The organism is Rhizobium croatiense, assembly GCF_019793465.1.
GTDB classification, from domain to species: domain Bacteria; phylum Pseudomonadota; class Alphaproteobacteria; order Rhizobiales; family Rhizobiaceae; genus Rhizobium; species Rhizobium croatiense.
This window is the reverse complement of the sequence record NZ_JAILYJ010000020.1, coordinates 48,945-67,601: the sequence shown is the minus strand read 5'-3', so window position 1 is coordinate 67,601 and position 18,657 is coordinate 48,945. Positions and strand designations below refer to the sequence as shown.

General features: G+C 61.7%; 19 protein-coding genes and 1 pseudogene. 9 read left to right on the top strand and 11 right to left on the bottom strand.

The genetic code is table 11. From position 1 onward, the window contains the following. Window positions 1–25 precede the first annotated feature (25 nt). Window positions 26–958, bottom strand: coding sequence for a LysR family transcriptional regulator (locus tag K6M89_RS26440; RefSeq protein WP_222141560.1), 933 nt, complete (start codon window positions 956–958; stop codon window positions 26–28). Window positions 959–1,079: 121 nt separating this feature from the next. On the opposite strand from K6M89_RS26440, the gene K6M89_RS26435 reads away from it, so the two are divergent. After that, entirely contained in the window at window positions 1,080–1,772 is a 693-nt protein-coding gene (locus K6M89_RS26435) for a type 1 glutamine amidotransferase domain-containing protein (protein ID WP_222141559.1), read from the top strand. 170 nt (window positions 1,773–1,942) lie between these two features. Here the strand turns inward: K6M89_RS26435 and K6M89_RS26430 are convergent, their stop codons facing one another. Continuing rightward, a complete protein-coding gene (locus tag K6M89_RS26430; RefSeq protein WP_222141558.1) occupies window positions 1,943–2,416 on the bottom strand; it encodes an AtaL-like protein in 474 nt (157 codons plus the stop codon). Window positions 2,417–2,433: 17 nt separating this feature from the next. After that, window positions 2,434–3,324: an SDR family oxidoreductase gene (locus K6M89_RS26425; protein ID WP_222141557.1), complete on the bottom strand. Its 891-nt coding sequence runs from the start codon at window positions 3,322–3,324 to the stop codon at window positions 2,434–2,436. Between the two features lie 104 nt (window positions 3,325–3,428). Here K6M89_RS26425 and K6M89_RS26420 point away from each other — a divergent pair, with 104 nt between their 5' ends. Next, entirely contained in the window at window positions 3,429–4,319 is an 891-nt protein-coding gene (locus tag K6M89_RS26420) for a LysR family transcriptional regulator (protein WP_222141556.1), read from the top strand. Window positions 4,320–4,558: 239 nt separating this feature from the next. On the opposite strand, the gene K6M89_RS26415 is transcribed toward K6M89_RS26420, so the two are convergent. Beyond that, window positions 4,559–5,305: a glucose 1-dehydrogenase gene (locus K6M89_RS26415; protein ID WP_222141555.1), complete on the bottom strand. Its 747-nt coding sequence runs from the start codon at window positions 5,303–5,305 to the stop codon at window positions 4,559–4,561. Window positions 5,306–5,411: 106 nt separating this feature from the next. Between K6M89_RS26415 and K6M89_RS26410 the strand changes: the two genes are divergently transcribed. After that, entirely contained in the window at window positions 5,412–5,783 is a 372-nt protein-coding gene (locus K6M89_RS26410; protein WP_222141554.1) for an ArsR/SmtB family transcription factor, read from the top strand. 208 nt (window positions 5,784–5,991) lie between these two features. Here K6M89_RS26410 and K6M89_RS26405 read toward each other — a convergent pair whose 3' ends face one another. Together K6M89_RS26405 and K6M89_RS26400 are read right to left on the bottom strand one after the other, a co-directional pair. Continuing rightward, a complete protein-coding gene (locus K6M89_RS26405) occupies window positions 5,992–6,249 on the bottom strand; it encodes a GlsB/YeaQ/YmgE family stress response membrane protein (protein ID WP_222141553.1) in 258 nt (85 codons plus the stop codon). A gap of 573 nt (window positions 6,250–6,822) precedes the next feature. After that, window positions 6,823–7,230 (bottom strand): GFA family protein, encoded by a 408-nt coding sequence (locus K6M89_RS26400; protein WP_222141552.1) that lies wholly within the window; start codon window positions 7,228–7,230, stop codon window positions 6,823–6,825. A 289-nt stretch (window positions 7,231–7,519) separates the two neighbouring features. On the opposite strand from K6M89_RS26400, the gene K6M89_RS26395 reads away from it, so the two are divergent. Next, the gene (locus K6M89_RS26395) at window positions 7,520–7,735 is read left to right on the top strand and encodes a hypothetical protein (RefSeq protein WP_222141551.1); all 216 of its coding nucleotides are present in this window, start codon (window positions 7,520–7,522) and stop codon (window positions 7,733–7,735) included. Here the strand turns inward: K6M89_RS26395 and K6M89_RS26390 are convergent. Beyond that, the gene (locus tag K6M89_RS26390) at window positions 7,715–7,981 is read right to left on the bottom strand and encodes a DUF2277 domain-containing protein (RefSeq protein WP_222141550.1); all 267 of its coding nucleotides are present in this window, start codon (window positions 7,979–7,981) and stop codon (window positions 7,715–7,717) included. The genes K6M89_RS26395 and K6M89_RS26390 overlap by 21 nt on opposite strands. A gap of 246 nt (window positions 7,982–8,227) precedes the next feature. Continuing rightward, window positions 8,228–9,304: a class I SAM-dependent methyltransferase gene (locus K6M89_RS26385; protein ID WP_222141549.1), complete on the bottom strand. Its 1,077-nt coding sequence runs from the start codon at window positions 9,302–9,304 to the stop codon at window positions 8,228–8,230. Between the two features lie 181 nt (window positions 9,305–9,485). Here K6M89_RS26385 and K6M89_RS26380 point away from each other — a divergent pair, with 181 nt between their 5' ends. The 5 genes and pseudogenes from K6M89_RS26380 to K6M89_RS26360 all read left to right on the top strand — a co-directional run bounded on the left by K6M89_RS26380 (window position 9,486) and on the right by K6M89_RS26360 (window position 14,371). Continuing rightward, complete coding sequence (locus tag K6M89_RS26380) at window positions 9,486–10,541, top strand: GlxA family transcriptional regulator (RefSeq protein WP_222141548.1); 1,056 nt, start codon at window positions 9,486–9,488, stop codon at window positions 10,539–10,541. Continuing rightward, entirely contained in the window at window positions 10,522–10,785 is a 264-nt protein-coding gene (locus tag K6M89_RS26375) for an imine reductase family protein (RefSeq protein WP_222141547.1), read from the top strand. Before K6M89_RS26380 ends, K6M89_RS26375 begins: the two co-directional genes overlap by 20 nt. 386 nt (window positions 10,786–11,171) lie before the next feature. Continuing rightward, complete coding sequence (locus K6M89_RS26370; RefSeq protein WP_222141546.1) at window positions 11,172–12,329, top strand: extracellular catalytic domain type 1 short-chain-length polyhydroxyalkanoate depolymerase; 1,158 nt, start codon at window positions 11,172–11,174, stop codon at window positions 12,327–12,329. Window positions 12,330–12,425: 96 nt separating this feature from the next. Continuing rightward, window positions 12,426–13,216: pseudogene (gene tnpC / locus K6M89_RS26365) on the top strand (IS66 family transposase); the annotation flags it as partial. A 213-nt stretch (window positions 13,217–13,429) separates the two neighbouring features. Beyond that, the gene (locus tag K6M89_RS26360) at window positions 13,430–14,371 is read left to right on the top strand and encodes a hypothetical protein (RefSeq protein WP_246642699.1); all 942 of its coding nucleotides are present in this window, start codon (window positions 13,430–13,432) and stop codon (window positions 14,369–14,371) included. 334 nt (window positions 14,372–14,705) lie between these two features. Here the strand turns inward: K6M89_RS26360 and K6M89_RS26355 are convergent, their stop codons facing one another. The 3 genes from K6M89_RS26355 to K6M89_RS26345 form a co-directional block, all read right to left on the bottom strand. Further along, a complete protein-coding gene (locus K6M89_RS26355; RefSeq protein WP_222141545.1) occupies window positions 14,706–16,481 on the bottom strand; it encodes an adenylate/guanylate cyclase domain-containing protein in 1,776 nt (591 codons plus the stop codon). A gap of 312 nt (window positions 16,482–16,793) precedes the next feature. Further along, a complete protein-coding gene (locus tag K6M89_RS26350) occupies window positions 16,794–17,765 on the bottom strand; it encodes a PQQ-dependent sugar dehydrogenase (RefSeq protein WP_222141544.1) in 972 nt (323 codons plus the stop codon). Window positions 17,766–18,170: 405 nt separating this feature from the next. Next, window positions 18,171–18,602 carry a CHRD domain-containing protein gene (locus K6M89_RS26345; protein WP_097582652.1) on the bottom strand — a complete coding sequence of 144 codons (432 nt, stop codon included), beginning with the start codon at window positions 18,600–18,602 and terminating at the stop codon, window positions 18,171–18,173. Window positions 18,603–18,657: the final 55 nt, after the last annotated feature.

The window sequence follows — 18,657 nt, the reverse complement described above, 5'->3', positions numbered from 1 at the left end:
AACCGCCGAGGGCAAACACGCGCTCTCAATTTCCAGCCATCGCTTCTGCCACCGCAGCGTCGGAGACTTCCTTTGCCACCTCTGATATCAATGACCTCAGCCACCGGTGGGCGGGATCGTTTCGGTAGCGGACATGCCATGCCAGTTCGACCGGGAAGCTGCCGAGATCGACAGGTGCGGGGAGGATTTTGAGGCGCGGGTCGCGGGCAAGGCGATGGCAGATTAGTCGGGGCAGTGTCGCGCAATAGTCGGTGATGGCCACCATTTCCGGGACTGCCAGGAAATGAGTGACGGAGACCGAGACGTCGCGCCTGAGACCGGCCTGCTGCAGCATCTGGAACAGGCCGACGCGCATCCGACCGGGCGGAAGCACGTTGACATGCCGCATCCGCTGGTATTGTTCTTCGGAGATGCTTTCGGTGATTTCGGGATGATCCCTGCGGACGACACAGGCCAGCCCATCATCCATGAGATGCTGCACGACCATGTTATCAGGCGGCTCGACGATCCTTCCGATCACCATTTCCGTCGCCCCTGATATCGCGCCGGTCTCGGCCAGATCATTGCCGAAGGGCGTCAGGCGCAGCCTGATCCCGGGCGCGCATTCCCGCAGCCGCGCCACGATCACCGGCATCAGGACGAACTCGACGTAACTGTTCGGGGCGATGGTGAACTGCCGTGTCGCCCGCGCCGGATCGAACGCCTGCTGGCCGAGAATGACGTCATCGAGACTCGCCAGAGCCCCGCGGATCACCGGAGCAAGTGCCTCCGCCATCTCGGTCGGCCTCATGCCGTAGCGCTCGCGGATGAACAGCGGATCGCGCAGCGTCTCGCGAAGGCGGTTCAAGGCGTTTGAGACGGCCGGCTGCGTCATGCCCAGTTGTTCGGCTGCGCGCGTGACATTCCGCTCTTCCATGAGCGCCACAAAGACAGGCAGGAGGTTGAGGTCGTACTTCATCCAGATATATTGCCGAACGCATAACTGAAATCAAAGAAATAAATTTCCGGAATGAGAAAGACCGAGGCATGATCCCCTCATCGAAAGCAACCGATCACATCTGCCTCGAAAGGATCTCCAGATGAAAATCCTCATGGTTCTCACCTCGCACGACGAACTGGGCGACACCGGCCGGAAGACCGGCTTCTGGCTCGAAGAGTTTGCGGCCCCCTATTATGCCTTCCTCGAAGCCGGCGCCGACATCACCGTCGCATCGCCCAAGGGCGGACAGCCGCCTCTCGACCCGAAGAGCGACGAACCCGGCTTCCAGACCGACCAGACCCGCCGCTTCCATGCCGATCCTGATGCGCAGGCCGTGCTCGCCTCGACCGTAACGCTCGCTTCGGTCTCTCCCGAAGATTACGACGCCGTGTTTTATCCGGGCGGCCATGGCCCGCTTTGGGATCTGGCGGAAGACAGGAATTCGATCGCCCTCATCCAATCGCTCTATCAGGCCGGCAAGCCCGTCGCCTTTGTCTGCCACGCACCGGGTGTGCTGCGCCACGTCAAGTCTGCCGACGGCACGCCGCTGGTTCAGGGCAGACAAGTCACCGGTTTCAAGAACTCCGAGGAAGGCGGCGTCGGCCTGACCGAAGTGGTGCCGTTCCTGGTCGAGGACATGTTGAAGCAGAATGGCGGCATCTATTCCAGCGGCGGCGACTGGTCGTCCTATGCCGTCCAGGACGGCCTGCTCATCACCGGGCAGAATCCCGGTTCATCGGTGGAGACCGCCGGCATTCTGCTCGCTGCCGTGACCGCGGCAAGGGCCGCCTGATCAACCAGTTCGGCGATGAAGCCGAAGGCGCCGGTGGGAAACCGGACCCCTTGGCTCGCCTCGCAGAAGCGTTTCAAACGCTTCCCTTCAGGATCCACAGTATCTGACACACGGCGGCTGGTCGAGGATAACCCATGACCAGCCGCTCTGTCGTTTGTGTTGCGGCGATGCTAGAGCTTTCCCTCTGCCAGCAGTTCGCGGGTCCGCTTCAGGGTCGACAGCAGGGCCGCCTTGTAGCCCGTTTCGCCATCGAACTGTGCCTGCTCGGCCTGCTCTTCCGGGCCGTTCGGCTGTTTGCCGCGCAGCCCGATGTAGCAGTAGAAGCGCAGCTGAAGCTGGCCATCTTCATCCTCGAAAAGCTCGTTGACGATCGCTCCCTCGCGTGGGCCCGTCGCCTGAAAGAAGGTGACCTTGCTTTGCTGGTCCAGGGTGATGATCTCGCGCAGATCCTGTCCGGCAATCGTCGCCTCGCGCACGAAGTGGGTCGGGCTTTCCCCGACGACATCGCAGCGAGTGCAGAGACCGGCGGGAAGAAAAAGCCGGGCGTCGCGCGCCTTGCGTTCCAGGCCCTGCCAGGCCTCAGCGCGGGTCAGCGGGATTTCGCCCTCCGGGTTCACCGGAACTGTGGCTGTCGAATAGATCATGATAATGCCCCTTCTGGTTAAATCGTTGTTGCGTTTGCCTCAGCGGAGGCAGCGGTTTGCGAGGCAAAGACACGGTAGGAGCGCAGCGGGCGGCCGAGCAGCTTTGTCAGGCGCTCGACATCGCCGGCCTCAGGCAGCATTCCGTCGGTCAGGAAGCGCTCGCCCATCAGCCGCATGTCGTAGGCCATCCAGGCAGGCATGAACTGCTTCAGATTCTGCTCGAAGCCTTCGGTATTGTCGCCGCCATAGGCGATCGGGCGGGCGAGCACATCTGACCAGATGGCGGCAATATCAATTCCGCTCAGTGTCTCCGGACCGACGAGGTTGATCCGCTCGAGCGCCAGCGGTTCTGCCGCCTGTTCGCGGCGCAGCAGCTCGAGGGCGGCGATCTCGGCGATATCACGGATGTCGATCATGGCGAAACCCTTGGCGCCGATCGGCATCGGGTAGGCGCCGTAGCCGGTGATGACGTCCTTGACCATCAGATCGTTCTGGATGAAGTAGGCCGGGCGCAGGATCGTCGCCTTCAACCCCATCTGCTCGATCATCCGCTCGACGCCGAACTTGCCGGCGAAATGCGGCACGTTCACATAGATGTCGGCGTGGATCACCGAGAGATAGACGATCCGCTCGATGCCGGCCGATCGGGCGACGTTCAGCGCAATCAAAGCCTGGGTGAATTCGTCCGGCACCACGGCGTTGAGGAGGAACAGCGTCGACACGCCCGACATGGCGTTGCGCAGGGAGTCGATGTCGAGGAAGTCGCCTTGGGCGACGCTGACGCCAGCCGGGAATTCGGCCTTCGACGGGTCGCGGACAAGAGCGCGGACATCGGCGCCGCGCTTGACGAGGTGTTCGACGACTTGGCGGCCGACATTGCCTGTGGCGCCGGTAACGAGAATGGTCATGGTTTTTCTCCGTGTCGGGTTGCTTGACACGGCGAATATGTGTGGTTCACTGGCAGTCCGATAGACAGCAATTTTGGACACACCGTCTCACCTGTGGAACGCTTATGGACCTTCTTGCGCTTGCCGATTTCAATCTCGTTGCCCGCCATGGTGGCTTCGGTAAAGCGGCCAGGGCCACCGGCCGGCCGAAGGCAACCCTGTCCCGGCGCGTCGCCGAGCTGGAAAGCAGCCTCGATCTGCGGCTGTTTGAACGGGGTGCGCGTAACCTGAAGCTCACAGAAGAAGGACGGGCGCTCTTCGAGCGGACGGCGGCACTGCTTGCCGAACTCGACGAGACGGCTTCGGCGATTGCCTCCGGCGGTCAGAAACCAAAGGGGAAATTGCGGATCAGCGCGCCGTTGCATTTTTCCCAGACCGCCATGGGCAGGATCGCCGCCGGCTTTGCCCTCAAATATCCCGAGGTGAGGCTTGAGGTGACGAGTGAGGACCGGTCCATCGATATGATCGAGGAAGGCTACGACCTGGTCATCCGGGTCAATCCCGATCCCGACGAAAGCCTGGTCGGACGGGCCTTTCTGCGCGACCGGCTGGTGGTGGTGGCAAGCCCCGACCTTCCCCGCCCGACCGGCGGACGTGCGGCTCCAGGCGTTGCGCGTGGCGCAGCCGAAGCGCAAACATGGCAGGTGAAGACATCAGGCGGCCAGTCGACGATCAGGATCGAGCCCGTGCTCACCTTGTCCACGCTCATCACCATCCGCGATGCGGTGCGCGCCGGCGTCGGTGCAGGACGTCTTCCCATATCGCTGGTGAGCCACGACCTGGCGGATGGCACATTGGTCAGTTGGGGGGACATCGACGCCCCGGAGATCGCTCTCTGGACGCTCTACCCCTCCCGACGGCTGCTGAGCGCGCGCGTGTCGGCGTTCCTGGACTTTTTGAAACAGGCCTTCCCCAACGGGACGCCTGATGAACTCGCCGCCTATATCGGCAGGTGATGACCGCGCTTTGCCGGCGCATGGATGAGCTCCGGCATTGACTTTGTAAGTTTCGTCAATGCGATCGTCATGGCCGGGACGCGCACAATCGCGAGCGCTGCGAGAGCATGATACCGATAAGCCTGAGCGGCTTTCTGACGGATCATGCTCTTGCTCTTTTATTCAGAACAGGATCGAGGTTTCAGGCCGGCGCCGGCCTGAACACCTAAATCCGTGATCCGAAGAGAGCGGAAATGCCCTCAGCGGAAACCGCCGCTGGCGGCCAGCCGTTCGCCGGTCATCCAGCGGGCGTCGTCGGACGCGAGGAAGACCGCGACGCCGGCGATATCGTCCGGCTGGCCGATGCGGGCAAGCGGCGTCTGGGCGACGACGGTCTGCTCGAGATCCGAGCCGATGACGCCGGCCGTGTGCGTCCCCTCGGTCTCGACCATGCCCGGCAGGATGGCGTTGACGCGGATCTTGCGCGGGCCGAGTTCCTTGGCGAGCACGCTGTTGATGCCCTCCACGGCGCCCTTGGTGCCGGTGTAGACGGCGGAGGACGGCGGCGCCATGCTGGTGACCACCGAGGAGATGTTGATGACGCTGCCGCCTTCACCGAGGTGCTTGACCGCCGCCTGGGTGGTCAGGAGAACGCCGAGCACGTTGACGTCGAAGATGCGGCGATAATGTTCCTCGCTCACTTCCTCGATCGAGGCGAATTCGTAGACGCCGGAGTTGTTGACGAGCACATCGAGCTTGCCGAATTCCTTGACGGCAGCATCGACCAGCCCCTGCGCCTGTTCGGCCTTGGAAACATCGCCCTGAACCGCGATGGCCTTGCCGCCGGCCGCGCCGATCGCCTCGACCACGGCGTCGGCTCCCGCCTTGCTCGAGGCGTAATTCACCACCACCTTTGCCCCTTCGGCCGCGAGCGCCTTGGCAATCGCCGCGCCGATGCCTTTGGAGGCCCCTGTGACCACTGCGACCTTTCCGGTAAGCTTCGCCATTTTGAATTCCTTCTGATCCGGACAGCCGCCGTTATTGGCAGCTTGTTCCGTAGTTCAGAAATTCGGAACTGTTGATCTCGATGTCAAGGGGCGCTATATAAAATTCATGCGACCGCTCTTTCACCCAGCCCTGGAGGACATACGGCCGGAGGCGATCCTTTATGCGCTGTCCGATCCCGAGCGCGTCGCCATCTTTGCAAAGCTTGCCACCGCCGGCTGCGGCGGCACGTGCTCGGCGCTCGCCGACCTCGGCGACCGTGTCATTCCAAAATCGTCCCTCTCCAACCATTTCAAGGTGCTGCGCGAATCCGGGCTGATCCGCAGCGAGCGCCAAGGGGTGGAGATGCGCAACCAGACCCGCTGCGCGGAACTGGACGAACGCTTCCCGGGGCTGATCCGATCGATTCTGGTGGCTTACGGACAGCTTCCCGGGCAGCTGGAGACGATGTCGCGGGAAAAAAGTCGTGACGGGCAATGAGCCGAAGCGGCGTTGGCCGAGGCTTTACGCCAGACCGATAAGACGGAAATCCGCCCCTGCCCTTAAAGGTCCGGCTGGCTTTTGACGCATCCGCCACGTCAAGGTTTCCCGGGCGCCTTGAACACGAGATGACCACGCCTCAAGCCACGCTCGCGCGCGGCAGGAGTGCGTGAAGAAGGCGGCCGGTTTGGCGGCGCCTCCTGTGTCGTCAGGCCGGACGTCTGATCATTCTTGCAATAGCGATCAGGATGCAGGCTCCGATGAAGCCCGCGATCAGATAACCCAGCCATCCGCCAAGGGCGACGCCGAAGAGCGACAGGATAAAGTTGGCGACGATGGCGCCGACAATACCGAGCAGAATGTTCATCAGCATGCCCATATTGCTCTTCATGAACATCTCGGCGAGCCAGCCGGCGATGCCGCCGATGATGATTGCGGCGATCCAGCCGATACCTTCATTTTCCATAGGATTTCCCCATTGTGAATTATTGAGCGCCGGCGCCGGCCATCATGTCCCGCAGATCGAGCGAAACCGATGACCAAGCGACGAGACTATAACCTTCTGCGACGCGAGTTGGTTCCGTAAGGCCCCGCCCCAAGGCGGTGCGTACTCTTGTTGATCCGATTCAGGTCACTTGTCGGCCGCACGCCATCATTCGCCGGCTCCTCTGCCACGGCAGCGTCGTCGTCCGCACGGTCAGGATCGCGCGCAAGGGCGACGCGCAGATCGCCAACCTCCCTGATGATCGCATCGAAGACCTCCTGATGCCTGGCCCTCCCCACCCTCCGTCATTCTAGGCCTTGAGCCTGGAATCCACGGCCGGGGCCGAGGGGGCGTGCATGGGTCCTCGGGTCAAGCCCGAAGACCGGAGGGTGGGGTAAGCTCCGTGGCAAATCCAGCGATGGTTCGCGATAGCAGCAGCCTTGCGCCTCTTGCCGATGCCCCCGCCGCCCTCCGTCATTCCAGGCCTTGGGCCTGGAATCCATGGCCGCCGCCGCGACCTTCGGCGCGCCACGCCAGCCTGTCCCCCGGACACGTTCAACCTGCCCCATGACGCTCGATTGCGTCGGCGAGGCCGATCCAGTGCGGACGGTTGTTCCACCAATGGACATGATCCGGCGCAGGAAAGGATGGATCGGCGAATGTGCCGCCGGCGATGACGACGGAGCCGGGAAAATAATCTCCGGATTTCGAGAATCCACCGCCGCCGCAAATCCGGCAGAAGGCTTTCATCACATCGGGCGTGTTTTCGCCTTGCTGAAACCAGGTCGAATGGTCGCCGGAAACGATCCGGACATCTTCCTCGCGGAACCAGACATTGTGTGACAGCGCGCTGCCGGATGCACGCTGACAACGCGCGCAGGTGCAGATGTGGTTGTGCAAGGGGTCGCCATCGACCTCCAGGCAAAGCGCGCCGCAGGGACACTTGGCATGAAAGATGGGCATGTCGATCCTCCGGTGCTGACAAACGCTTGTCGATCTCACGGCTGCGGAATCGACACGCTGCAGCATAAGTTTGCCCTTGCCGAAAGCGATACCGCCGGGACAACCATCTGCAAAGATCACTCTGTGAATGGAGTACCTTCCGTGACTCGCCGCCGTGTCGCACCACAGCTCACCCCACGCTCCGTCGTCCTCGGGCTTTGACCCGAGGACCCGCGCGGCCCTCCTCGGCTGCGGCCGTGGATCCCAGGCTCAAGGCCTGGGATGACGGAGGACGGGGCCGGCGCGGCGGATGGATGCCGGATTGCATGATGGTGGCTGGGGCAACGTCGCGTCACATCACGCGAATTCTCTGCTGCCTCCCGCCGTGCTGCCGGACACCGTCTCTCAGTTTTCCGCGCACATCGTGGACGAGGATCCGCCGATTGACCTGGCGCGCTCCTTCGGCAGCCCGGTCAAATCCGCCGGCGCCTTGATCGGCCTCTTTTCATGCAAAGCGCATCGCTGATCGCGCACGCGCCTTCGCCGCGACTTCGGCACGGTCGCGAGGCGGCTGCGAGGTCTCCAGCGAATGAAGCAGCTCGTGGGCGCACTTCGCGATGGAATTGACCGCCTCCTCGAAGGCGGCCTCATTGCGTTTCGAGGGCTTGTTGGTCCCGCTCAGCTTCCGCACGAACTGCAATGCGGCATCATGGATCTCCTCGTCCGTCGCCGGCGGATCGAAATTGAAGAGAGGCTTGATATTTCGGCACATGACTTGCTCCCGTCGTCTCCCCTCCCATTCGGGAGGATTGCTTGCCATAAACTAGTCGCACGAGCGCAAATGACAAATGCCCTGGTCGTCAGCAACTCAATCGGCAACCACGCGGCAAGGCGAAGTATGGCAGCAACAGCACCCCACCCTCCGTCATCCCAGGCCTCGAGCCTGGGATCCACGGCCGCAATCGCCGGAGGACGACGGAGGATGGGGTGGAAGTCCGGCCCTCAGTCGCCGGTCTGGTCAGAGGCGGGCTTCGAGGATCAGGTTGAAGGGCGTCTGCATGGCCTTGCGGAAGCGGGTGAATCCCGCCTTGCGAAAGACGTGCTTGAGCCTTGCCTCGCCGGCCTGGGCGCCGAGCACGATGTGACCGCCATCGGAAATCGCATGGGCGCAGCAAATCGTCGTCGAAGCGGCATAATAGAGCCGGCCGACCGGCGAGATATTGTCCTCCACCCGGTCATTGGCGAAGGGCTCGACCAGCATCACCGTGCCGTCCTTGGCAAGGGCCTTGGCCGCATGCGTGGCGGCTGCCACCGGATTGCCCATGTCATGCAGGCAGTCGAAGAAGCAGATGAGGTCATAGCCCGTCCCCGGATAGGTCTCCGCCCGTGCGGTCGAAAAGCTCGCGCGATCGGAAACGCCCGCCCCGCCCGCCACCTCTCGTGCTTCGTCGACCGATTTTTCGTGCGTGTCGAAGCCGTGGAATTTCGATTTCGGGAAGGCCTGCGCCATCAGCACCGTCGAATGGCCGTGGCCGCAGCCGACATCGGCCACCAGTGCGCCTGCCTTCAGCTTCTCCACCACGCCGTCGAGCGCCGGCAGCCATTCCGGCACGAGGCTGGCGCGGTAGGCGTTGCGGTAGAAGGACGCGACGCCGCAGAAGAGCCGGCCATCATGGTCGCCCCAGGGAATGCCGGCGCCGGTGCGGAAGGCCTCGACCGCCTTTTCCTCGTCGGCCCACATGGAAGCCGGCGTTGCCCAGGCATTGGGGATGAAGACGGGGCTGTCCTCGTTCGCCAGCACGAAAGCCTGTTCCGGCGTCAGCTCATAGGTGCCGCTGACGGCACGATAGGTGACATAGCCGCCGGCGACCTGCGAATTCAGCCATTCACGCACATATCGTTCGGCGCAACGGGCGCGACTGGCGATCTCGCGCGACGTGAGCGGACCGCGGTCGGCCATCGCCTTGTAGAGACCGAGGCGGTGGCCGAGGCTGACCATGACCCCGCCATAGCCGGCGGAAAGATCGCTGACGACGCGGCCGACCAGCGTGTCGAGCTTGGCACTGTCGATGGTCTTGCTTTGCATGGTATCCATGATGTTTCTCCCTGGTTGGAAACCTCCGTTCGAGGTCCAGGGAAGGATCGCAGACCGGGAGCGTGAGCGGCAGAGCGGTGCCGGCCATGATCGGGCCATTCGCGCCACGCAAGAGAAGCTGTCGCGTCCGCAGTGGCCCCGGCTGCGCTCCGGGGTTATCATTGCGGCCAAGGGGGAACCGATGATGACGGGAACGCAGCAGGAGGCGGAGCGGGCGCCGGGGCCGCAGCCGCTCCATGTCAGCCTGGTGGCGCTGCCGGAGGCGGCAGTCTCGACCTTGAGCGGCATCTTTGATGTCATGAACGCCTTTTCCATCGTACCGCCGGACGACGGCATCACCAAGACGCCTCCCTTCCACGTCGAGATCGTCGGCGAACGGGCCGGCCCGCTGACGCTCGCCAGCCGCGTGCCGCTGGTGGTGCAGCGGCCGGTCGCCGACATCGAACGGACCGACATCGTCATCGTGCCGTCGGTCGTGCTCGGGCCGGAAGGCTGGGTGAAGCGCCGCTATCCTGAACTGGTGGATTGGTGCCGGAGGATGCACGTGAGGGGGGCGCTGATCTGCTCGGCCTGTTCGGGCATCTTCCTGCTTGCCGAGACCGGGGTCTTCGATGGCGCCGATGCCACCGTCCATTTCGGCTATGCCCAGACGTTCCGCGACGCCTATCCTGAGGTGCCGATCCATCCGGAGCAGGTGCTGGTGGTCGCCGGCCAGCGGGACGAATTGATTACCTCAGGCGCCTCGATGACATGGCACGATCTCGTGCTCTACCTGATCGCCCGTCATGCGGGGGCGACGGCGGCGCAGACGGTGGCGCGCTATTTTGCGCTGCAATGGCACCAGGACGGGCTGGCTCCCTACATGGTGTTCGAGGGGCGGCGCGACCACGGCGACCAGGCGATCCAGACTGCACAGGACTGGCTTGCCGCCCATTTTTCGGTCGCCAATCCGCTGGAGGAGATGGTCAGGCAGGCGGGGCTGACGGAACGAACCTTCAAGCGGCGGTTCACCCGGGCGACCGGCATGAGCCCGATCGCCTATGTCCAACGGCTGCGGATCGAGGAGGCGAAGCGGCGGTTGGAGCGAACCGAAGCTTCCGTCGACGAGATAAGCTGGCAGGTCGGCTACGAGGAACCCGCCTTCTTTCGGCGCTTGTTCAGGCGGATAACCGGCCTGGCTCCGGGGAACTATCGTCGCCGGTTTCAGGTGCCGGCCTATGACCGCGATGATGGGTGAGCTTCCCGGATATGCGGAGAAGATCGATACCGGCCGCCACGGCGTCAATGTCGCGTCGAATCTGGCGATGCAGACCGCAGCGCTCAAAAACATCCTCACTGCCACCCGCGAGCAGGGTGTCGCCACCGATCTGCTCGACCCGATGCTGGACCTATTCCGCAAGCGGGACGGTGCCGGACATGGCAACGAAGATATTTCAGGCGTGTTTGAGCTGATCCGGAGCAGGAGCAACGCTGTCAACTGAAGGGCTGACCGGCCATCTCCCCGAAATAGAAAAGCCTGCCGCGGGAGGAGGTGCGGCAGGCTTTCCTAAAAGAACCGAACAGCGACTTGGGAGGAGGAGTGCCGCTGTTCCAACAGACGTCCCTTCGGGAGGAGGAATGGGCCGTCTGAATGTCGAAGCGTTGCGGGAGGAGGAGCATCGCTTCGATGAAAATAATCATACTCGCACCAGCGCCATCCGCCAGCGCCTATGTTTGCACTGCAGCTATGCGCCCGCCGCAACTATCCGCAGGACAGGTGGGCTTCCCTCCCCTATTTTGTCGGCTGCTCTGCCGCTCCCCCATGGAATTTCGATGCCTTAAGGCCCCAGAAAAATGCGCGCACGCGAATTAACCTTGGAATCCCATTGTGCGGCGCAGCAATCGTCCCCACATCGAGTGTCTAGGCCGATTGGCGGCCAAGGAGACGACATTGCTCGACAAGCCCCCAGAAAATCACCGCTTGGTCGAAATCGGCAGGTTTGGCTCCAACCCGGGGTCATTGAAGGCATGGCTGTATCTGCCTTCGATCATGGCTCCAGGCACCCCGCTTGTCGTTGCGCTGCATGGCTGCACACAGACGGCAGAGGGCTACGCCGCCGGTTCCGGCTGGTCCCAACTCGCCGAGCGGCGCGGATTTGCGGTGCTCTATCCCGAGCAACAGCGCTCGAACAATGCCAATCTCTGCTTCAACTGGTTCGAGCCCGGCGACATCAGCCGGGATGTGGGAGAGGCATTGTCCATCCGGCAGATGATCGGCCATCTCGTCCAGTCGCAGGCCATCGATCCCAAGCGCATCTTTATCACAGGCCTGTCGGCAGGCGGTGCGATGGCGAACGTCATGCTGTCGACCTACCCTGAGCTATTGGCAGGCGGCGCAATCATCGGCGGGCTGCCCTATGGCGTGGCAGGCACCGTAGCAGAGGCTTTCGAGCGTATGCAGGGCCGCAATCCGCCGCCTGTCTCCAGGCTGCAATCGGCCCTCAAGCGCGCCTCGAACCACCGCGGGCCCTGGCCCAGGATTTCGATCTGGCACGGCACGCATGACCAGACGGTCCGGGCCAGGAATGCCGATCAGATCGCCCAGCAATGGAGCGGCGTGCACTCCCTTGCCATCGAGCCAGCGCGGAGCGAATTGATACGCGGCCATAGGCGTAAAGTCTGGCTCGACGCGAAAGGCATGGAGGCCGTCGAGATCTATCTCGTCAGGGGCATGGGCCACGGCGTTCCCCTGGCGACGAGCAGCGATCGCGCGATCGGGAGAGCCGGTCCGCATATGCTCGAGGCGGGGATTTCCTCGACCGTTCGTATCGCACATGCATGGAATCTGGCCACGGAGGCCGACGTCGAGGAGGCTGAGGCAGCCGGGAATTTCGCCCGCCGCGAAGAGCGCGACGCCGCTCCATCCACGATAGATAGAGCATTGCGCTACCCCAGGTCGCGCGCCAACGTCGCTGGCGCCGCCCCCGACGGCAAGATCGCCAAGGTCATAAACGACGCGCTTCGAGCGGCGGGGCTGATGCGATAGCAAGTCAATCGCGGCAAGGGGGAATGATCACCTTGATCACAAGGCGCCTGCCCCACCCGTCCGCGCGATGTCATCTACCTATCCCTGGGCACATCCGTGCGCGATCCCGGCTCGCGCAAAACCAAGACCGGATACTTCTGGGCGCTCGCGGGGATGATCGTGCATGGAATGGTGGGGCTCCGCCGGGCGTCGCCCTCACGTATGCGCCTGGTTGCGGGGGCATTCATGCCGAACGGATATTGCAGGACTTTTCCAGCATCCTGCAGGTCGATGGCTATGCCGGATATAAGAGGTTGATCGCACCGGACAGGGTCGGTCCCGACATTCGGCTTGCCTATTGCTGGGCACACGCTCGCCGCAAGCTGGTGGAAATCACCCGCAACGCAACAGCATCCATTGCCAAGGACGGCGTCAAACGGATCGGTGAACTGTATCGGATCGAAGCCGAATTGCGTGGCCTTGATCCGGAGGCACGTCTTGCCGGACGGCAGGAGCGGTCAGCGTCGCTGATCGCCGACATGCAGGCCTGGCTCGTCCATCACCGTGCCCGTGTCGCGATCAAGTCCCCGCTTGGGGAGGCTTTGGCCTACATCGCCAAATACTGGGATGGCCTGAAGCTCTTCCTGACCGACGGCCGCATTGAGATCGACAACAACAGTGTCGAGCGGACCATCCGGCCAATAGCCCTCAATCGGAAGAATGCTCTCTTCGCCGGACATGACGCGGGAGCCGAGAACTGGGCGATCACCGCCTCTCTCATCGAGACCTGCAAGCTCAATGCAGTTGATCCGCTGGCCTATCTGACCAGCACGCTTACCGCCATCGTCACTGGTCACAAACAGAACCGGATTGATGAACTCCTGCCTTGGAATTGCCTAGCAAGATAACATCGATCGCTGGCCCGGCAATCATCCTAGTCATGAAGACGTCTGAATGACCTGCGATAGGCACTTTCGAGGAGCTGACTGTCGCTGTCTCATTGGCCCTGATTGGTTCGAAGGAGATTGTTAACCAACATCCGTCGCACAACGCCAAAACCCATGACGCGCTGGTGACGACATGCAATAGTTGCATCATCCGGGCAAGGTGGCGAGAAGTGAATGAGTGCGAACGGACCGAACGACGATTGGCCAAGCGCTGTCATCGAGTTCCTGAAGGAAAGTCTGCCAGTGGACAGTCGATCACCGCTGAGATGGTCCGATAGCAGCATGACAGCTTATCAGTTGGGGTGTGATGCGTTAGTGGCGTTGGGACAGGCAGAGCGCTTCGGGCCAGGCGCGCTGGCGAAGGACCGGCCAAAACTACCTGAAGTTCTACCGCGCTGGGATGACATATGCGTGACTGTCCTGGGACTGGCGGATGTAACGTTCTTGCATCCGGGAGCGCCCACGCCACCGGAGACATATCAACCAATTCGGACGGCTACATACACGAATGTCGCTGCCTACAAGACGGCAGACGCGGCACGGGCTAGCACGGACATTTTACCGCTGCTCGCCATCCTCGGTCTCACGGAGAACGGGCGATGGACAGAAGCTTCAGAGACGATCCACTGGCGAGATGCGGACGGCTGGAAGCCTTCAAACCTTGAAGACGTTCGCTTTGTCGAGGCGGTCAAAACTGCGTGCGAAACGATGCCTGATGACATCGAGGACGAAATGGACCGCCTCGTGACGATCACCGACGATGATGTCGAAAAGAGTGCGACACGTATCCGCAATTTCACAGACACGAACTATGCCAACGCCAAGCGACGAGGGCAGGACGTCGCGCCTCCCGGGATTGTCCCGCCGGAAATTGAGCTGGCGTGCGCGCGTGCTAGCGTCGAGCAAAACCGGTGTGGCCAACTTGACTGGCTATTCTATCGACGCTGGCGGCTATCCGACGGCTGGCTCTCGGATGAAGCGGCCCAGCGCGCGCTCGAGATATTCCATGATCCGCTTGCCGAGAATATGAGGCGCGCCGTCATCAGCGAGCGGTACGAAGGCCTCGTCATGGCTGAACTGAGCTGGAAGCCCCCTGCCAAAACGTTCGCCTCATAACTCTCGGCAACGATCTGTTCCCCTTGCTCGTCCCTCCACGCGCGCCAGCAGCCGCTGGCAAGACCTACCCGGCGCACCGGCTTTTTGGATTTGAGCGTAAGCTGTAAAATCGACATGGGCCGAAAATCGTCAATCAAGCCTAATCCGGAAGGTGGGATCAGAACACCGCTTACGACACGGTCCGCGCGTGCGAAGGTGGTTGCTTCCGCCGGCCTTCCAATCACGTCGCCGCAACGTCCAGAGCTGGATTGGGAAACTTGGACAGGGGTATAAGTGGAATTTCTGCCTGAACACGGCATAGAAGCCGGGAACAGGAGTCTTCTTAGTGACGCGATTATTCTTCGATCAGACGCTTCTCTCCCGGTGGGAGCCCGTGCTCGATCAACCTGTCGAGGTAGTCGCGATAAGGACTACCTTCATAGAATGGGTGGGCCGCCTCTCGGACGTGTTCCGCGTTCAGGTTTGGAAACTTTTTCAAAGCATCAGAGATCCAGATCCTCACCTCATCGGTATTGCCCGCCCTGAGGGCGAGCAACGCTGACCCAATGAATGGATAATAGGTTGTGCGTTCGAAGGACGCGCCTTCCCGTAGATGCATCCGGGCCGTTGAGAGGTCATCGGGCTCGCCTCTCAGCATCAACCCAATGCCGAGCAGTGTCTTGAACGCAAACATAGACGGATCGTGAGGGCTGAGATCGATGGCATTTTGTGCGGCTCTAATCGTTGTATCGGCGTCCCTGAGCCGCACGGCTGCCATTCCATGTGCGAAGTGAAGAAACGCGTAGTTTTGATTTAATGCAAGGCCCTGTTCAGCGACAGGCATGGCCTCGGCCGCTCGCCCACCCACCGTAAGAAGGAGGGACATCACCGCGTACGCGATATCGCTCCGCCTGTCGATTTCTAGGGCCTTCGTGGCGAACGATAGTCCTTGCTCGATGGCGACCGGCACATCTGCGGCGCGCCCCCAAAGGACGAGTGCGTATCGGTGACGAGCTAAATAGGCGTAGGGAAGTGCGAAATTCGGATCGTGTTCGAGCGCTTGTCGAAGGAACTTCTCGGCAGTGGCTTGCGAGCCTGCTTCGAAGGAAAGCAATTCAGCGAAGCCGCGGTGACAAAGTTCCCAAGCAGTAAGGTTGTCCGTCGATTTGGCGAGGGCGAGGCTCCGTTCGTGCGCTCCCAGCTCTGGTTCGATGCCCGCGATAATCCGGCGCGTTATCTCGTCCTGCACATCAAAAAAATCGGCGATCGGACGATCCCAGCGCTCGGCCCAGATGTGTGCTCCGGACAGCGCGTCGACTAGCTGTACAGTGATCCTCAGCCGCTCACCGGACCGCCGAACCGATCCTTCCACGACATAGCGCACACCAAGTTCCCGGGCGATCTTGCGTACGTCCTTGGCTGTTCCCTTGTAGGCGAAAGTCGAGTTGCGGGCGATCACGAACAACCATCGAAAGCGACTTAGTTCCGTAATGACGTCTTCGACCAGTCCGTCGACAAAGAAGTCCTGATCGGGGGTGACAGAAAAATTCTGGAATGGGAGAACCGCGATCGAAGCACGTACCTGTCCAGAGAGCCGAACCGGGCTGGGCGCCGTGCCGTCCAGCTCGACCTGCCACACGTCAATTGGTTCGGGGATATTCTTAACGGACTGTGGCCCGAGCCACGTCATCCCAGCGTCTATCTTGCTTTGCACATGATCGTAGATTGCACGAGATATGCAGATGCCTCCGGCGGGTGCGATGGTTTCCAAACGCGCAGTGATGTTGACGCAGTCGCCGAGGATGTCGTCGCCATCGATCACCACATCTCCCAGATGAATACCGATGCGGAAACGCAGACGTCGGTCTTCCTTTTGAGGAGACTCGCGCGAGATCAAATTGCGCTGCATTAGAAGAGCCGCTCTTACCGCCAACACTGGCGATGGGAATTCGACCAGGAGCCCGTCGCCCATGGTTTTGACGATGCGGCCACCGCCCTCCATAATTGCCGGGTCAATCACGTAGGTTCGCGCGTCGCGCAGCCGCGAAATGGTGCCTTCCTCGTCCGCCGCCATGAGACGAGAATAGCCGACCAAATCGGCAGCCATTATTGTAGTAAGACGACGTTCCACGCTTGCCCCTCCGCCAGGAAAATACACTAACTCCTGATAAGCAAATGCGAAAGCGCTCTGGAGCCGGGCGCATCAGGCTAGGAAAGAAAAATCCAGAGCGAATGCGCTGATGTTGCACCCGAGGGATCCGCTTCTCTCTTCGGCTTTCCGATACCGAGCGGGAACGCCCGATCGCAACGGCGCGTGCGATGCGCAAAGGGCTACAGAGCGGGTGATGGTCGCCCGTAACCGCCGGCTTCAACCTGCTCTTTGTCAGGCTGCGAACAGCTCCGCCAAGCGATGCGACGGCGGGAGACGCCGCACGGACAAACGCTATCCGCCCTTCTTGTAGCTCACCCTGTAGATCACGCCGTTCGTATCCTCCGAGACGAGCAGTGAGCCGTCCGGAGTTATCGCCAGACCGGCGATGCGGCCAAATTCAGTCTTCCGGTCCTCGCTCAGGAAGCCAGTAAGGAAGTCCTCCGTGCTAGTCGGCTCGCCTTTGTCGAAGTTGACCCGCACGACCTTATATCCGGCCGGATCGGCCCGGTTCGCTGAACCGCGTAGCGTGACGAAGGCATCGTTGCGATAGTCCTCCGGAAACTGCTGCGCATCGTAGAAGCGAATGTTGATCACCGACGCATGCGCATCAAAAGTCAGCGCTGGCGCGGCGGTCTTGGTTTTGCAGAAATCATCCTTGGGCGCACCCTCGGGCATGGTGAAACTCGCCCAGTCGGGCTGTCTGTCGCCGTAGCAGAACGGCCAGCCGTAGTGCGAGCCTTGCTCTATCTTGTTCAGTTCCTCGCCCGGCAGCTCGTCGCCGAGGTGGTCGACACCGTGGTCGACGCCCCACATGACCCCGGTCTCCGGATGCCAATCGAAGCCGAGCATGTTTCTCAGCCCCTTCGCGAAGACCGTGCGTTTCTTGTCTTTTATGTCGAGCCGAAGGTTGGCAGCCTTTTCGTCGCTGCTTTCGAAGCACGCGTCGCAGGAACTGCCGACGTTGATGTGCAGCGCTCCGTCGGGCGCGAAGGCGAGCGTCCGCCGCCCGTGCTGGCCGCCGTCGGGCAGGTCGTCGATGATCTTCTCCATTTTGCCGATCGTCCCGTCCTCGTTCAGATCGGCCGCCATAACGGCATGGACCGTCGAAAGGAAGATACGGCCGTCCCGGATTGCAATGCCATGGATGCCGTCAAGATCAGAGGCTATCTTGCGAAGCTTCGGATCGCCTTCCTTGACGGCGATCACGTCCTTTTCCTCGGGGCGCGTCACGTAGACGGTGCCGTCTTCGGCGACCGCCATCATGCGGGCATTGCCGAGGTCACGGGCAAAGATGCTGACCTCGAATCCTTCCGGAACCTTGAGCCGCTTGACGACATCCTCGCTGAATGGCTGATGCTTCGGCCTGAAAACATTCGTCTCGACCTTGTGGAGCACGCCTTCTTGCTGCGCCCAGGCGGATGCTGAAACAAGCGCAACACTCAACAGCATAGCAGCTTTTCTGGTCATATCTGCTCTCCTAATCTCCGGCGCTGCCGGACCTGTCGAGTGCCTACAGCGGTCCGGCCTCGCGCTCAGCCACACCCACGCGATGCCGGTAGACCATCTCCCAGCCTTTCCGGCGTTGATGGCGAACTGGCTGACGCGGACTCCAGGACCGCGCACGCCGATTTGGAGGCGGACAACCATCGAGGAATGCAGCAGTCGCTGCTATTGTGCTTTCTCCACTTGTCCGCGGATCTCTCCATCCGGGAATTTTTCTGTATGGATGTTGAGATACCACTTTCCGGCCTGCAGATCCGCTACGTGCGCGTCCGTGATTTCGGCAGATCCGGAGGCAATGGCTTTGGAGATGTCGACCACCGGCCCGGCATTCTCGCCCACATCGGCCGGACCATGAAAATGCGCGGCCGTGGGTTGCCCGGTCAGGCCGCTGGAAGTCACAGTCCAGGTGAGCTTTTTGGTGGCTGTGTCGAGGGTAATGTCGCCCATGCCCTTGCCGGCGCTGTCGTTAGACGGCACCTCGCTCGATCCTTGCAGATTAGCCGTGAATTTCAATGTCTCAGCAAAAACGGGGCTGCCGGCCATGATGGCGGTTACGGCGAGGGCGCTGAGGAGATAATTCTTGCGGATAGATATCATTGTGCATCCTCCCAAAAGCAGGTGTATTGCAGGCTGCCCTCCCAACTCACGAGAA